Origin of the sequence: Kitasatospora sp. NPDC086009 (assembly GCF_044540385.1) — a bacterium.
Lineage (GTDB): Bacteria > Actinomycetota > Actinomycetes > Streptomycetales > Streptomycetaceae > Kitasatospora.
Genome location: NZ_JBITSA010000022.1, coordinates 1 through 15,135 on the forward strand (window position 1 = coordinate 1; position 15,135 = coordinate 15,135).

The following is a 15,135-nucleotide window of genomic DNA, read 5'->3' on the forward strand; positions in this document are numbered from 1 at the left end:
CCCGGTGGAGCGGATGATGCGGGACGCGAAGATCACGCAGATCTACGAGGGCACCAACCAGGTCCAGCGGATCGTGATGGCCCGCAACCTGCCGTAACGGTCGCGGGCGGGGTGCCGCGGGCACCCCGCCGCACACCTGGCCCGGCTGTTCGAAGCCGGTGCTATGTTCCGGGAATGAGCGAGAAGGAAGAGCAGGACCAGCCCATGAACGACGGTCCGCCGAAGCCGGCGATGCGTGAAGCGCTCGTCGCCGCCGCCTTCGAACTCTTCCTGGAGCGGGGCTTCGAACAGACCACGATCGACGACATCGTCTCGCTCGCCGGAGTCGGCCGGCGCTCCTTCTTCCGCTACTTCCCGGCCAAGGAGGACGTGGTCTTCCCCGACCACGAACGCAGCCTCGCCGAGATGACGGAGTTCCTGGAGTCGGGCACCGGCGAGGAGGACCCGGTCCGGCACGCCTGCGACGCCGCCCGCCTCGTCCTGCGGATGTACGCCGAGCAGCCGTCCTTCTCCGTCCAGCGCTACCGGCTCACCCGCAAGGTGCCCGGCCTGCGGGCGTACGAGCTGTCGGTGGTCTGGCGCTACGAGCACATGCTCGCGCACTACCTGCGCGGGCGTTTCGCCGCGCGGGCCGACGGGGCCCTGCGCGCCGACGTGATCGCGGCCGCGGTGGTCTCCGCGCACAACCACGCGCTGCGCACCTGGCTGCGCTCCGGCGGCGAGAGCGACTGGACCACCGAGGTGGACGCGGCGATGGCCTTCGTCACCGGCACCTGGAGCGACCGGCCGGCCGAGGCGGTGCCGGACGGCGAGGCGGACGACGTCGTGGTGCTGGTCGCCAGTCGGCGGGCGCCGCTCTGGCGGATGGTGCAGGGCATCGAGAGCGCGCTGGAGGAGTCCCGGCAGGTCCCGCAGGCCTGACGGGCCGCGGCCGCGGCCCCGGCGCGCGGCGCCGACCGCGGACCGACCCGGGCGCCCGCTCGTCCGTACGGCGCCGACCCCGGGCGCCCGCTCGTCCGTACGGCGCAACCCGCTCGGGGCGCGCCGCGCCGGAACGCGGACCACCGCGCGGGCGCCGGTACCGCGGGCGAGACTCGGTCCCAGGACGGGACCGGGCAGCGGCCGGCTCCGGTGAGCGCGAAGGAGCGGGCATGCCCGAGCAGACCGGTCGGCCCGTCGGCGGACCCGAGGCCGTGCGCGCGGTACTGCTGAAGAAGGGCTACCTGGTCCTCCTGCTGATCTCGGCCGTCGTCGGCATCCCCGTCTCGCTCGCCGCGTTCGGCTTCGTCAGCCTGGAGCACGAACTCCAGCACTGGGTCTGGGAGAGCCTTCCGGACAGCCTCGGCCTGGACCGGGCGCCCTGGTGGTGGCCGCTGCCCGCGCTGCTGCTCGCCGGCCTGCTGCTCGCCCCGATCGTCACCCGGCTGCCCGGCCGCGGCGGCCACGTCCCGGTGGACGGACTCGGCGGTCCGCCCACCCTCCCGGTCGCCGTACCCGGCGTGGTGCTGGCGGCCCTGGCCTGTCTGCCGCTCGGCGTCGTGCTCGGTCCCGAGGCGCCGCTGATGGCCCTGGGCAGCGGCCTCGCCCTGCTCGCCGTCCGGCCCGCCTGGCTGACCGCCAAGCCCCAACTGGGGCCCGTGCTCGGCGCGGCCGGCTCGGCGGCGGCGATCTCCACCATCTTCGGCAGTCCGCTGGTCGCCGCCGTGATGATCATCGAGGGCGCCGGCCTCGGCGGGCCGCAGCTGACGGCGCTGATCCTGCCGTGCCTGCTGGCGAGCGGCATCGGCGCGCTGGTGTTCACCGGCTTCGGCCACTGGACGGGGCTGTCGATCGGGGCCCTCTCGCTGCCCTCGGAGCCGCCGTCCGGCGTCCCGGACCCGGGTGACTTCCTCTGGGGGGTCCCGCTCGCGGTCGGGGTGGCGGCGATCTGCGTGACCGGCCGGCTCCTCGGCACCCGGGTCAAGGGGTACGTCACCGGCCTCCCGGACCGGCCCGCGCCGACCCGGCGGGCGACGGCCGTCCGGACGGTGCTCTGCGCCGTCGCCGTCGGCGCCTGCATCACCGCGTACGCGCTGCTCACCGGGCGCTCGCCGGAGGAGGCCGCGCTCTCCGGACAGGCCACCCTCGGCGAGCTGGCCGCCGATCCGGCGTCCTGGCCGGTCGGCGCGCTGTTGGCGCTGCTGGTCTGCAAGGCGCTCGGCTGGGGCATCGCGCTGGGCAGCCTGCGCGGTGGTCCGATCTTCCCGGCGCTCCTGATCGGCGCGACCCTCGGGATCGCCTGCGGGCCGCTGCCCGGTTTCGGCTTCGCCCCGGGGCTGGCGGCCGGCCTCGCCGCCTCCGCTGCCGCGGTCACCCGACTGCCGGTCACCAGCACCGTGCTCGCGTCGGCACTGCTCGGGGCCGACTCGGCGAACTCGATGCCGCTGCTGATCGTCGCCGCGGTGACGGCCTTCGTGGTCGCCGAGACGATCCACCGGCTCGGCCGCCGCCGGGCCGGGGCCGCGCCCGCCGGCGGGGCCCCGCCGGAGCGGCCGGCCGAAGGCTGACGGGCGCCCGCCCGCGCCCCGGCGCCCGTCGTCCATCCGGGTGAGCCCCGGATTCACCGGCCGAGACCTGGGCAGTCTCGCTCCGTGACCACTTCTGCTCCCCGCCGCCGACGCCGCCGCTCGGCCGCCCCGCACCGGACGCCGGCTCCGGCGCACACCTTCGCCCCGAAGCACACCTCCGCCCCGGCCACCGTGCCGGGCCCGAGCGCGCCGGCCTCCTCGCGCGGGCCCGCGACCGCCACCGCGGCACCGCGCTGCTGCGCGGTCTCCACCACCGAGCACCGCTCCCTCGGCGGGACCATCATCCGCACCCACCGCCACCACCCGGCCTGCCCGGTCTGGGCGGCCCGTTGAGGCGACCGAATCCGGTCGGCCGGCCGGTGCCGTTTGCTTGAATGACAGGGTGACGAGCAGCGCCGGATTCACCGAGGACGACCTGAGCGGCCTGGCCGGGCCGCGCTCCTTCGAACGGGGCCGGGGCTACCGGGACGCGGTCGCCGAACTCGACGTCGGGGCGGAGCGGTTCACCGCGGTCGTGAGCGGCACCGAGGCCTACGAGGTGGTGCTCGAACTCGACGCGGAGTACGGGCTGTCGGGCGAGTGCGACTGCCCCTACGGACTCGACGGCAACTTCTGCAAGCACTGCGTCGCGGTGGGCCTGGTGGTGCTGGAGAAGTGGCACGAGCTGCCCCGGCTCAAGGCCGAGGCGACGGCGCGGGCCGGCAGCCTGGAGTCCTGGCTGGGCTCGCGCTCACGCGAGGACCTGCTGCTCCTGGTACGCGAGTTGATGGACGGCGACCGGACCCTGAGGCGTCGTCTGGAGCTCCGGGCCGCGACCGCGCAGGCCGATCCCGCCCAACTGCGCTCCCGGATCACCGATCTGCTCGCGGTGGGCCGCTTCAGCCGCTACGGGTACGTCGAGTACGCGGACGCGCAGGCGTACGCCCTCCAGGCCGGCGAGGCGGTGACCGCCGTCCGCGCGCTGACGGCGGAGGGGCAGGCCGGGCAGGCGATCGCCCTGGCGCGGGAGGCGATCCGGCTGCTCGGCCGGGCGTACGACCGGATCGACGACTCCGCCGGGTGCGTCGGCGGGGTCGCCGCCGATCTCGACGAGGCCCACTTGGAGGCCTGCCGGTCGGCGCCGCCGGACCGCGCCGAGCTGGCCGACTGGCTGGTCGACCGGCTGCTGGGCGGCCACGACCACCTGGTGGAGGCGGAGCTGGCGGACTACCGCGACCTGCTGGGCGGGCCCGGTCTGCGCCGGGTCCGGGAGCGGGCGGAGGAGGCAGCCCGGCGCAGTCCCGCCGGCCGGGCCGAGAAGGACCTGATGAAGCAGCTGGCCAAGGCCGAGCGTGCCCTCGCACGGGCGGCCGGCAAGGGCGTCCCGGGCCCGAGGCCGCCGGCCGGACCGGGCCCCGGCGACCCCGGCCGGCCCGGGGACGCCCTGGAGGGGTACCGCCGCGCGATCGAGCGGCTCGGTCCGCTCACCGGCGACGCCCGCTACCGCGAGCTGGCCCGGCTGCTGCTGGAGGTCCGCTCCTGCCACCGGGCCCTGGGGACGGAGCCGGCGTTCGCGGCCGAACTCGCGGCCCTGCGGGCCGACCACCGGCGCAAGCGCAACCTCCTGCGGATCCTGGACGAACACGGCCTCTGACCAGCCATGGCGGCCGCTCCGGTCCGGCGGCGCGGGCGAGGCCCGGCGGCGGACGCGGAAATCTCACGCGGTGACCGCCCCGCCGGGCCGGGGGGCCCACCGCGCTCGGGAAACGCAGAAGACCCCTGATCAACAGGGGTCTTCGTTGGTGTCCGAGGGGGGACTTGAACCCCCACGCCCGATAAAGGGCACTAGCACCTCAAGCTAGCGCGTCTGCCATTCCGCCACCCGGACCGGGTGTTGTCTCCGCGGCCTCGTCGGCCGCGCTGACAGATGTAACTGTAGCAAAGATCGGCTTGCGCTCCCAAAACGGCCCCGGATCGTTGGGCAGGGGCGGTGACCTGGGCAAGGGGTGCTCTGTGGCGGGGGTGTGACCAGCGGATTTCGCCTCGGTTCCCGGGGGCCCGCGGGGTGGATACGGCTGGGGGCCTGGGGGAGGATGGGCGGACGTGCTCGTACGCCCGGGTGCAGGTCCCGGGGGTAAGGCGCCGGTGCGTCGGTGCGGGCCAGAGACGAGGAGTGACCGTGAGCGAGCGGAGCGAGTCGACGGCGGGGCGGGCGGCGGCGCCGAAGGTGACGGCCGAGTCGGAGGTCGCCGGGATCTGTCGCGACCTGATCCGGATCGACACCAGCAACTACGGCGACGGCTCGGGCCCGGGGGAGCGCAAGGCCGCCGAGTACGTCGCGGAGCAGCTCGCGGAGTTCGGCATCGAGCCGCAGATCTTCGAGTCCGCCAAGGGGCGGGCCTCGACGGTCGTCCGGATCGAGGGCGAGGACCGTTCGCGTCCGGGCCTGCTGATCCACGGGCACACCGACGTCGTGCCCGCCAACGCGGCGGACTGGACGTACGACCCGTTCTCCGGCGAGATCGCGGACGGCTGCGTCTGGGGGCGCGGCGCGGTCGACATGAAGGACATGGACGCGATGACGCTGGCCGTCGTGCGCGACCGGCTGCGGACCGGGCGCAAGCCCCCGCGGGACCTGGTGCTGGCCTTCGTGGCGGACGAGGAGGCGGGCGGCACCTACGGCGCCCGGTACCTGGTCGACAAGCACCCGGACCTCTTCGAAGGGGTGACCGAGGGCATCGGCGAGGTCGGCGGCTTCTCGTTCACCGTCAACGACCAGGTCCGGCTCTACCTGGTGGAGACGGCGGAGAAGGGCATGCACTGGATGCGGCTCACGGTCGAGGGCCGGGCCGGGCACGGGTCGATGGAGAACGACGACAACGCCATCACCGAGCTGTGCGAGGCGGTGGCCCGGCTCGGGCGGCACACCTTCCCGCTGCGGATCACCAAGACCGTCCGCGCCTTCCTGGACGAGCTGTCCGACGCGCTCGGCGTGCGGCTCGACCCGGAGAACATGGACGAGACGCTGCGGGTGCTGGGCGGCATCGCCAAGATGATCGGCACCACGCTGCGCAACACCGCCCAGCCGACGATGCTCGGCGCCGGCTACAAGGTCAACGTGATCCCCGGGCAGGCCACCGCCCACGTGGACGGGCGCTTCCTGCCCGGCTACGAGGAGGAGTTCCTGGCCGAGCTGGACAGTGTGCTCGGCCCGCGCGTGAAGCGCGAGAGCCTGCACTCGGACAAGGCGATCGAGACCAGCTTCGACGGTGCGCTGGTCGAGGCGATGCAGAGCGCCCTGCAGGCGGAGGACCCGATCGCGCGGGCCGTGCCGTACTGCCTGTCCGGCGGGACGGACGCCAAGTCGTTCCAGGACCTCGGCATCCGCTGCTTCGGCTTCGCTCCGCTGCAGCTGCCGCCGGAGCTGGACTTCGCCGGGATGTTCCACGGCGTGGACGAGCGGGTGCCGGTGGACGGGCTCAAGTTCGGCGTGCGGGTGCTGGACCGCTTCATCGACGCCTGCTGAACGACCCTCCCGCCCGCGGGACGACGGCCCGCTCCCGGGGTTCCGGGGGCGGGCCGTCCGCATTGTCCGAGCTAATGATTTGGGACCGGGAAATGGAGATCGAGAGAAACGATTCTGCCGGTATCCACGGATCGATCATCCGTGCGGGTCATCACCGTTGCGGGTGAATGGGGAAAAGGTTCCGTACCCCGTTTGCCACACCGTCGTTCATTCCTATGCAGCCCGCCGAACGGGTTGCGCTGCTCATACAGGAGGAATGATGAAGGTCAAGAAGATCGCTGCCGTTGCCGCCGCCACCGGTGGCCTGGTGCTGGCCGCCGCCGGTGTCGCGTCCGCCCACGGCGGCGCCGCCGCCAACGGTGTGGCCGCTGGCTCCCCGGGCGTGGTCGCGGGCAACCAGGTTCAGATTCCCGTGCACATCCCGGTGAACCTCTGCGGCAACACCGTCAGCGTGATCGGCGTGCTGAACCCGGCGTTCGGCAACCACTGCGCCAACTTCTAAGGCGCCCGCGCGCTGAGCGCGCGATGACCGGATGACCGGATGACCGGTCGACGGGTCGACCGGCCGGTGGGGCACCGGCCGACAGGTCGACGGGCCGATCACCGGAACGACTCACTCGGCCCCCGGGTGGCGGACGCGCCACCCGGGGGCGCTTGTGCGTCCGGACACGGCCGGGAATCGGCGGGCCGTCAGCCTGTTGTCGCGCCTCACTCGATCGGGTGAATAGGGTTCTTTCGGCTCAACCTCGCCGCTTGCGCCTCGTTGTCTCCTGTGCACTCGAAGACCTTTCCCGTTCGTCGGAAATTCCGACTTTCGGATAGGTCATCACGTCGTCTCGATACGTCAGGGGAAAATATGAGGAATGTAGCCAAGAAGGGGCTCCTCACGGCCGTGGCCACCGGCAGTGTCCTGGCCTCGACCGCCGGCTACGCCTACGCGGGCGCCGAGGCGCAGGGGGGCGCCGCCGGTTCGCCGGGCGTGGCCTCCGGCAACTCGGTGCAGGTACCGGTCGAGGTGCCGATCAACGCCTGCGGCAACACCGTCGATGTGATCGGCGTGCTGAACCCGGCGTACGGCAACCACTGCGCCAACGTCAGCGGGCACCCCGGCGGCGGCCACAGCGCCTCGGGGTCGTCCGCCTCCGGTGCGGCGGCGGGCTCGCCCGGCGTGGTCTCCGGCAACAGCGTCCAGGCGCCTGTGCACGTCCCGGTCAACGCCTGCGGCAACTCGGTCGACGTGGTCGGCGTCGGCAACCCGGCCTTCGGGAACGCCTGTGGGAACGAGGGCTCGTCGGTGGCCACCACCCCGCCCGTCAAGCCGGACGAGGACTGCCCCGAGGAGCACGGCTCGCACAACCCGCCGCCGCCCACCGTTCAGCCGTCCACACCGCCGTCGCACCCGGGCGGCGGTGAGACCACGCCCGGCAACCCCCGGACGGGCAGCCCGTCCGCCACCACCCCGGCGGCGCCCGGTGCGACCACTCCCGCGATGACCACCGCGGCCGGCGGCGGCCAGAGCGGTCAGGCCGTGCCGGCATCGGCGCGCACCGCCGCTCCCGAGGCGGCCGGCAGCCAGCTGGCCTCGACCGGTGCGGGCGGCACCGAGCTGCTCGGCGCGGCCGGCCTCGCCCTGCTGCTCGGCGGCGGCGTGCTCTACCGCCGCGCCCGCGCCGGCGCGCGCTGAGCGTCGACCACGTGCCCGGCGTCGACCACGTGCCCGGCGGGTCGCTCCTGCCCGGGGCGGCGGGGCGGACGCCGGAGCGGGCTCCGGCCTGAGTGAGCGGCCGTGCCGCCGCGGCACCCCGGGTCGAACCCCGGGTGCGGCGGCGGTGGGCGCCGTGCGAGCCCGGGTGTGGACGCGTGGTGCCCGCGGCCGTCCGTGGTTCGGACGGCCGCGGGCACCACAGACGGACGGCTCCGGACCGGCGGGAGCGCACACGCCGACGACCCGCTCGGCCACGCAGCGTGAACGGCGGCACCAGGCCGGGTCGTGCGCGACGCCCCGGCCCGAGGAGGCGTGCGGAGGCGGCAGCCCGTACCGGTCAGCGGGAGGGGCCCGTCACCAGCTCCGCACCTGCCGGATGATTCGCCGCCGCAGCAGCACCGTCCGGCTACCGTCCGGGAACAGCCGCAGCCTGTCCAGCTCCCAATGCCCGTATTCGGCATGGTCGGTGAGCAGCTGGCGCGCCGCGTTGCGGGAGGTACCGCGCGGCATGCGCAACGACTGGTACTCGTACTCCGGCTGCCGGACCGGCTTCGGTGAAGTCAAAACGCTCCTCCTGAGGGTCACCTGCGAGCAAGCCTACGGCCTGCCTCCGACAACGGGCCCGGGTATTTTCGGCCGCCCTCCCGGCGGGGCCCCGCCCGTACGCCTGACAGCTCATCAGTTCCGTTTCCGCTGTGGACGGGATACCCCGATCAGGGCCCGTGGAAGCGGCACGCGGGCGGCCCCGCCGTGCCGGATCCGCGCGCTCCGCGCGGGCGTGCGCGGGTACAGAACCACGCGGATCGGACATCAGGGGGGAAGTTGCGGTGAAATCGCGGGTGTAGGTGACAACCGCTGTGCGTACCGACACCGAGGGGAGATAGCGTCTGCACCATGTCTGATGCCGCGCAGCCCACCATTGCCGAGGTACGCGCCGCCGCCGAGGCGGTCAAGGCCGCCATCGACCGTCATCTGGAAGCGGTGTCAAGCCCCAGCGCAGCGGACGATCCCGCTGTGTTCACCGCCTACGAGCAGCTCGCGACGGCGGCCATCGCCTACGACCAACTCCTCTACGAGGTCTACGACGAGGTCACCCCGTTCGAGGTCCCCGGCGACGAGGGACCGGGCGGGTACAACGGCCCCGAGCAGCCCGAGGCGATCAGCGTCCTGATCCGCCGCGACTACCACGTGGTCGATCCGAAGCGGCTGCGCGCCCAGGCCGAGCGGCTGGACGACTCGCTGACCCCGGGCGGGGGCGGGTCGGGCGAGGTGAACGCCGCGATCGGTGTGCTGTTCGGCGAGTACGAGCCGGACGAGATCGCCGCCCGGAGCGAGGAGTTCGGCCTGGAGGAGGGCGACTCCACGCTCTGGGTCGCCGCCGCCGAGCCGACCGAGCCGGGGGAGTGGCTGCCGGAGCCCTTCGAGCACGCGGACCCGCAGCTGCTGATCTGCCGGTTCGACGTCAGCGAGGTCTACGACGACGAGGACCCGGACGAGTGACCTGAGCTCCGCCACCGCCCGCTCCGCCGCCCCGCCTGCCCGGGGCGGCGGAGCGGGACGCCGGGGTGGGGAGGACGGCCCGGGCCCCGCAGCTCCCGGCCGGCTGCTCGAACGCTTCTGCGAGCGCATGGTTTCGGACATTCCCGTCGGCCCCCGGGGTCGGCACTCCGGGGGCTCTCCCGCCGCGTGGCGCGGCCCTCAGGACGTGGCGCCGAAATCGACGTCCTCGGTGCCCACCGTGCCGCCCGTCCGGCCGGGTGCCGTCTGGTACGTCCAGTACAGGTTGGTGTGGGCGATGACCTGGGCCGGCGGCGGCGCGCCCCAGGCGGTCTGGTCCTCGGTGGTGTGGGCATCCGCGACCAGGACCGCGTCGTAGCCCCGGACGAGGGCGCCGTGCAGCGTCGAGCGGATGCACTGGTCGGTCTGCGCGCCGGCGACGACGAGCCGGCCGACGCCGAGGCCCGCCAGGACGGTCTCCAGCTCGGTGTCCTCGAAGGAGTCGCCGTAGGTCTTCCCGACCAGCGGCTCGGTGTCGCCCGGCGTCAGCTCGGGGACGATCCGCCAGCCGTCGCTCCCCGGCTCCAGGTCCGGGTCGGAGTGCTGGACCCAGACGACGGGGACCTTCTCGTGGCGGGCCTTCGCGACCAGGCGGCCGATGTTGGCGACGACGGCGTCGCGCTCGTGCGCTTCCTCGACGACGCCGTTCTGCACGTCGACGACGAGCAGCGCGGTCCGCGGACGGCCTTCGAGTGTGGTCATGCTCTCCCCTTGCTCGTACCCGGCCACGGTGGTGGCCCCGGAGCACGCTAGACCCACCCTCCGACAGCGGACCGGCCCCGGCACCGAGGGGGGACCGGCCCGGTCCCCCCTCCGCGTCCGCGCGCTAGGGGGTGTTCGCCAAGTCCCGCCGGGTCCGCGCGCGACTTGGCGAACACCCCTCAGTACGCCTGGGCGGCGTTCTCCGCGAGGATCGCCCGCAGCCGGGTGGTGCGCGGCGCGGCCGGGCGTTCGGCGACGGCCTGGGGCAGGGCCGGGCCGGCCGCGTGGACCACGGAGAGGTGGCGCTCGCCGCGGCCGAACGCGGTGTAGACCCACTGGCGGGTGAGGGCCGCGCCCGCGTCCTCGGGGAGGACGACGACCGCGCCCGGCCAGCGGCGGCCGACCGCCTGGTGGACGGTCAGTGCCCAGCCGTGCCGCAGCCGGCCGGCCTCGGCCGGCGGGACGCTGCGGCGCGAGCCGTCCGGGTACTCCAGGTGCAGGCCGGTGGCGTCGCCGTCGAGCACGCGGGCGGGGCGGACGACGCCGGGGGCGGGGGAGTCCACCACGCGGTCGCCCGGGTCGAAGCCGCCGAAGCGGCCCGGGCCGGGGTTGAGGGCGGCCTTGGCGGCGGCGTTCAACGCCCGGGTGCCGGCCGAGCCGCCGTGGCCGGGGGTCAGCAGCACCACCTGCTCGGCGGGGATGCCGAGCGCGCGCGGGATGGAGTCGGTGAGCAGCTGGATGGCGCGGTGGACGGCCTCGCCGCCGTCCTTGGCGGTCAGGATGACCACCTCCTTGTCCGGCGCCTCGACCGGCTGCAGCTCGCCGATGCCGATGCCGGAGACCAGTTCGCCGATCGGACCGAAGTCCGGGGTGCGGGAGGCCACGGAGGGGCAGACCTTGGCGGTCAGCAGGTCGGCGAAGAACCGGCCCGGCCCGGCCGACCAGAGCTGGCCCGGGTCGCCGCTCAGGACCAGCCGGGTGCCGTCGGCGAGCGACTCCAGCAGGGTCGCGGCCAGCTCGACGTCCAGCAGCGGGGCGTCCAGCACGACGAGGACGTCGAGGGCGAGCGTGCCGTCCGAGGACCGGCCGGGGCCGGCCGTGCCGGACAGCAGCTCGGCCAGGGTGGCGGCGGGCAGCGGCTCGTCGGCCGGCCCGGCGAGGGCGTCCCGGCCCTGCTCGGTCCAGGTGGCGGCCCAGGCGCGCAGACCGAGGCCGGCGGCGGCGCGGACCAGCGCGACCGGCTCGGCGCGGGCGGCCTCGCCACCGGTGTGGGTGACCAGGGCGCTCTCCGCGGCGGCCCGGATCAGGGCGGTCGCCGAGGAGGACGGCGCCGCGGCGGCGGCCGCCTCCCAGGCGGCCGGGCCGGGGGCGGCGGGTGTACCGGGAGCGTCGGCGCCGTCGGCCGGGCCCTCGACGGCCGGGCTCTCGTCGACGCCCTCGGCGGAGGGGTCTTCGGTGGCGTCCTCGGCGCAGGGGTCCCCGGCCGGGTCTTCGGAGGCGTCCTCGGTGGCGTCCTCGGCGGCCGGCGCGTCCGCCGCCGGAGCGGGCTCGGCCTCCTCGCCGCTCCCGCCCTCGCCGCCGTCCGCCTCGGCCGCCTCGTTCACCTCGCCAGACCCGTCCACGCCGGGGACGAAGGTCGACATCAGCCGGACCAGGCCGTCGGCCAGGCTCTCCTCCGCCAGGGCCAGCCGCTCCAGCGCGAGCACGGTGCGGGTCGGCGGCTCGTCGTCCTCGTCGCCGCCGGCGGAGTGCGCCTCGGCGCCGGTCAGCTCCTCCTGGAAGGGCATCGCCCGGCCGTCGACCACGGCCGACTGCAGCGCGGCGGCGGCGTCCGGCAGGCCGAGGCGGTCCAGCCCGGCCGTCACCTCGCCGATCTCCACGGCGGAGTGGCCGCGCAGGGCGGCCTGCTCCAGCAGCCAGGGCACCAGCGCCTGGGCCCGGCGGGGGTCGCCCGGGCCGGCGGCGGGGCCGAGCAGCCCGCGGGCGAAGCCGTCGGCGTGCTCGGGGCGGACGCCGGGCAGGGTCAGCACGGCCCACGGGTCGGCGCGCAGCTCCTCGGCGGCGCCGTCACCGAAGGCGGCCACGGCGGCGGGCGCGAGGTCGGTGGGCGCACCGCCGGCGGCCAGCACCTCGGCGGTGGCCCGCAGGGCCTCCGCGCGCTGCTCGTCGGTCTCGGCCTGGTACCGGGAGGGGCGGGCGGCGGCCGGTGCCGCGGCCGGGGCGGCTTCACCCGCCGGGGCGTCTCCACCCGCCGGGGCGTCCGAACCGCCGGAGGCGCCCGGGACGCGCGGGGTGTTCCCGGAGGCCGGCGCGCCCGGGCGGGCCGACTGCTGCCCGACCACCCGGATCGCCTCCGCCAGCGCCGCGACGGCGGCCGCCTTGTCGGCGCCGTCCGTCCCCGCGGCCGCCGGGGACTCCTGCGGAGCGCCGTTCTCCGTGTCACTCATCGTTCGCTCCAAAAGATCACTCCACTGCTGGGGCGGCGGCCGCTCCGCGCCCGGAGCGGCCGCCGCTCGCGGCCGCCACCGGCGGCGCGCGGGGTCGGGCCCGACCGTGCCGGGGCCGAGCCGGCCCGCGTCGGGGCATCACGTCCGTCGTCGGCCGTCAACCCTCAGTGTGTCGGTCGTCGGTCGTCGAGATCCGGCCCGCCCGGCGGCGGCGCGAGCCCTAGAGCTCGGTCCACCCCTGGTCCGGATAGCGGTGGACCGGCGACGAGATGTCGTCGAGCGCACCACGGATCTCACCCGGAAGCGTAAGCGCCTCCACTGACAGCGCCGACTGCAGCTGTGCCACCGTGCGTGCCCCGACCAGCGCGCTCGCCACCCCCGGCCGGTCCCGCACCCAGGCGAGCGCCACCGCGAGCGGGCTGCTGGCCAGCCCGTCGGCGGCGGTGGCGACGGCGTCCACGATCCGCCGCGAGCGCTCTCCGAGGTAGGGCTGGACGAAGCCGGACAGGTAGGGCGAGGCGCCGCGCGAGTCCTGCGGGACGCCGTGCCGGTACTTGCCGGTGAGCACGCCGCGGCCGAGCGGCGAGGAGGCGAGCAGCCCGACGCCCGACTCCCGGGCGGCGGGCAGCGCCTCCCGTTCGAGGCCGCGCTGGAGCAGCGAGTACTCCAGCTGCGCACCGGCCAGCGGCACCCGGCCGTGGTGGGCGCGCTGCCAGGTGGCGGCGCGGGCGAGCTGCCAGCCGCTGTAGTCGCAGACGCCGACGTACCGGGCACGCCCGGAGGTGACGGCGATGTCCAGGGCGCTGAGCGTCTCCTCGACCGGGGTCGCCGGGTCGAAGGCGTGCACCTGCCAGAGGTCGACGTAGTCGGTGCCCAGCCGGCGCAGCGAGGCGTCGAGGGCGGCGAGCAGGTGGCCGCGCGAGCCGTCGAAGCGGCGGGCGGAGTCGGGGACGCTGCCCGCCTTGGTGGCGATGACCAGGTCGGAGCGGGGGATCAGGTTGTCGGTCAGCCGGGAGAGCAGGTACTCGGCGCCGCCGTCGCCGTAGACGTCGGCGGTGTCGACCAGGTTGCCGCCCGCGTCGACGAACTCCTTGAGCTGCTCGGCGGCCTCGTGCTCGTCGGTGTCGCGGCCCCAGGTCATGGTTCCGAGGCCGAGCCGGGAGACCTGCAGCCCGGTACGGCCGAGGTGACGCTTTTCCATCGGACGGGCCCTCCACTGGCCGACAACACCGCTGATACCGCTGATACCGCTGAAACCACTCGTCCTGCTGAACCCGCCGGAACCGCGCGCGCCCCCGGCGCCGCCGGTGCCGCCCGCGCCCGGGCCGCTCGCCCCGTCCGCGCGGGCCCGGCAAACGCGCAGGTGGGGAGAGGCGTCCCCACGTCGGCTGAGCGTAGCGGCCGGTGCCCGGGCAGATGCGCAGACCCGCAGAACGATCAGCACCCGGGTGGCGGGTCCGAATGTGGCCCAGCCCACAGCTACCGGCCAGTAGCATGTCCGCCGGACGTGCGGTTACCCTCACGGACAACCCGACTGGAAGGCATGGCAGATGCGACTCGGTATCAACCTCGGCTACTGGGGCCTCGGCATGGACGCCGACAACATCGCCGTCGCCCAGGAGGCGGACCGGCTCGGCTACTCGGTCTGCTGGGCCGCCGAGGCCTACGGCTCGGACGCGGCCACCGTGCTGTCGTACGTCGCCGCCAAGACCGAGCGGATCGACGTCGGCTCGGCCATCTTCCAGATCCCGGCCCGCACGCCGGCGATGACCGCGATGACGGCGGCCACCCTGGACACCCTCTCCGGCGGGCGGTTCCGGCTCGGGCTCGGGGTCTCCGGCCCGCAGGTCTCCGAGGGCTGGTACGGCGTGAAGTTCGACAAGCCGCTGGCCCGCACCCGCGAGTACGTGGAGATCATCCGAAAGGCGATGTCCCGCGAGCGGCTGGTCCACGAAGGAGCGAACTGGACGCTGCCGCTGCCCGGCGGGCCCGGCAAGCCGATCAAGCTCACCGTGCACCCGGTGCGCGAGCACATCCCGCTGTACATCGCCGCGATCGGGCCGAAGAACCTGGAGCAGACCGGCGAGATCGCCGACGGCTGGCTCGGCATCTTCTTCGCGCCCGAGCAGGCCGCGCTCTCCCTCGACCCGCTGCGGGCCGGCCGGGCCAAGGCCGGGAAGACCCTGGACGAGGGCTTCGACCTCTGCCCGACCGTCACCATCGCGGTCGGCGAGGACATCGAGGCCGGGGTCGACGCCCAGCGTTCCTACGCCGCGCTCTACATCGGCGGCATGGGCAGCAAGGAGAAGAACTTCTACAACCAGCTCGCCCGGCGGATGGGCTACGAGCAGGCGGCCGACGAGATCCAGGAGAAGTACCTGGCCAGGGACTACGAGGGTGCCGCGGCGGCCGTGCCGCACGACCTGATCGACGCCACCTCGCTGGTCGGCGACACCGCCCGGATCGCGGACCGGATGCAGGCGTACGCCGACGCGGGCGTCACCACGCTGACCCTGGCGCCGGCCGGCTTCAGCCTGGAGGAGCGGGTCCGGGCGCTGCGCACCGGCGTCGAGGCGATGGAGCGCGCCGGTCTGGCCTGATCCGGCGACGGGGCACGGGCCGGCCGCTCCGTGCCCCCCGCGCCCCGCGTAC

Annotated in this window: 14 protein-coding genes and 1 tRNA gene; 10 read left to right on the forward strand and 5 right to left on the reverse strand. The window is 74.9% G+C overall.

Annotation, left to right across the window (positions count from 1 at the left end; genetic code table 11):
- The 5 genes from ACIF6L_RS33530 to ACIF6L_RS33550 all read left to right on the forward strand — a co-directional run.
- A partial coding sequence (locus tag ACIF6L_RS33530; protein WP_157849844.1) for an acyl-CoA dehydrogenase family protein occupies window positions 1-97 on the forward strand: 97 nt, incomplete at its 5' end.
- Between the two features lie 77 nt (window positions 98-174).
- Window positions 175-921, forward strand: a complete 747-nt coding sequence (locus ACIF6L_RS33535; RefSeq protein WP_329486967.1) for a TetR family transcriptional regulator — start codon at window positions 175-177, stop codon at window positions 919-921.
- Between the two features lie 230 nt (window positions 922-1,151).
- Window positions 1,152-2,546, forward strand: coding sequence for a chloride channel protein (locus ACIF6L_RS33540; RefSeq protein WP_396489487.1), 1,395 nt, complete (start codon window positions 1,152-1,154; stop codon window positions 2,544-2,546).
- An 84-nt stretch (window positions 2,547-2,630) separates the two neighbouring features.
- Window positions 2,631-2,900 carry a hypothetical protein gene (locus ACIF6L_RS33545; RefSeq protein ID WP_359811348.1) on the forward strand — a complete coding sequence of 90 codons (270 nt, stop codon included), beginning with the start codon at window positions 2,631-2,633 and terminating at the stop codon, window positions 2,898-2,900.
- A 49-nt stretch (window positions 2,901-2,949) separates the two neighbouring features.
- A complete protein-coding gene (locus ACIF6L_RS33550; protein ID WP_396489489.1) occupies window positions 2,950-4,200 on the forward strand; it encodes an SWIM zinc finger domain-containing protein in 1,251 nt (416 codons plus the stop codon).
- A 146-nt stretch (window positions 4,201-4,346) separates the two neighbouring features.
- Here the strand turns inward: ACIF6L_RS33550 and ACIF6L_RS33555 are convergent.
- Window positions 4,347-4,434: transfer RNA gene (locus ACIF6L_RS33555), tRNA-Leu, on the reverse strand.
- A 291-nt stretch (window positions 4,435-4,725) separates the two neighbouring features.
- On the opposite strand from ACIF6L_RS33555, the gene ACIF6L_RS33560 reads away from it, so the two are divergent.
- The 3 genes from ACIF6L_RS33560 to ACIF6L_RS33570 all read left to right on the forward strand — a co-directional run bounded on the left by ACIF6L_RS33560 (window position 4,726) and on the right by ACIF6L_RS33570 (window position 7,756).
- Window positions 4,726-6,072, forward strand: coding sequence for a M20/M25/M40 family metallo-hydrolase (locus ACIF6L_RS33560; protein ID WP_329486963.1), 1,347 nt, complete (start codon window positions 4,726-4,728; stop codon window positions 6,070-6,072).
- A 259-nt stretch (window positions 6,073-6,331) separates the two neighbouring features.
- Entirely contained in the window at window positions 6,332-6,574 is a 243-nt protein-coding gene (locus ACIF6L_RS33565) for a chaplin (protein WP_396489491.1), read from the forward strand.
- Between the two features lie 354 nt (window positions 6,575-6,928).
- Window positions 6,929-7,756, forward strand: coding sequence for a chaplin family protein (locus ACIF6L_RS33570; protein ID WP_396489493.1), 828 nt, complete (start codon window positions 6,929-6,931; stop codon window positions 7,754-7,756).
- 375 nt (window positions 7,757-8,131) lie between these two features.
- On the opposite strand, the gene ACIF6L_RS33575 is transcribed toward ACIF6L_RS33570, so the two are convergent.
- The gene (locus tag ACIF6L_RS33575; protein ID WP_329486960.1) at window positions 8,132-8,341 is read right to left on the reverse strand and encodes a DUF5703 family protein; all 210 of its coding nucleotides are present in this window, start codon (window positions 8,339-8,341) and stop codon (window positions 8,132-8,134) included.
- A gap of 330 nt (window positions 8,342-8,671) precedes the next feature.
- Here ACIF6L_RS33575 and ACIF6L_RS33580 point away from each other — a divergent pair, with 330 nt between their 5' ends.
- The gene (locus tag ACIF6L_RS33580; protein ID WP_329486959.1) at window positions 8,672-9,277 is read left to right on the forward strand and encodes a hypothetical protein; all 606 of its coding nucleotides are present in this window, start codon (window positions 8,672-8,674) and stop codon (window positions 9,275-9,277) included.
- 198 nt (window positions 9,278-9,475) lie between these two features.
- Here the strand turns inward: ACIF6L_RS33580 and ACIF6L_RS33585 are convergent, their stop codons facing one another.
- The 3 genes from ACIF6L_RS33585 to ACIF6L_RS33595 all read right to left on the reverse strand — a co-directional run bounded on the left by ACIF6L_RS33585 (window position 9,476) and on the right by ACIF6L_RS33595 (window position 13,684).
- A complete protein-coding gene (locus tag ACIF6L_RS33585) occupies window positions 9,476-10,036 on the reverse strand; it encodes a cysteine hydrolase family protein (RefSeq protein ID WP_396489495.1) in 561 nt (186 codons plus the stop codon).
- A 179-nt stretch (window positions 10,037-10,215) separates the two neighbouring features.
- Window positions 10,216-12,483, reverse strand: a complete 2,268-nt coding sequence (locus ACIF6L_RS33590; protein ID WP_396489497.1) for a helix-hairpin-helix domain-containing protein — start codon at window positions 12,481-12,483, stop codon at window positions 10,216-10,218.
- 220 nt (window positions 12,484-12,703) lie between these two features.
- Complete coding sequence (locus tag ACIF6L_RS33595) at window positions 12,704-13,684, reverse strand: aldo/keto reductase (RefSeq protein ID WP_352297226.1); 981 nt, start codon at window positions 13,682-13,684, stop codon at window positions 12,704-12,706.
- A gap of 349 nt (window positions 13,685-14,033) precedes the next feature.
- Between ACIF6L_RS33595 and ACIF6L_RS33600 the strand changes: the two genes are divergently transcribed.
- Entirely contained in the window at window positions 14,034-15,083 is a 1,050-nt protein-coding gene (locus tag ACIF6L_RS33600; RefSeq protein ID WP_352297224.1) for an LLM class F420-dependent oxidoreductase, read from the forward strand.
- Window positions 15,084-15,135 lie beyond the last annotated feature (52 nt).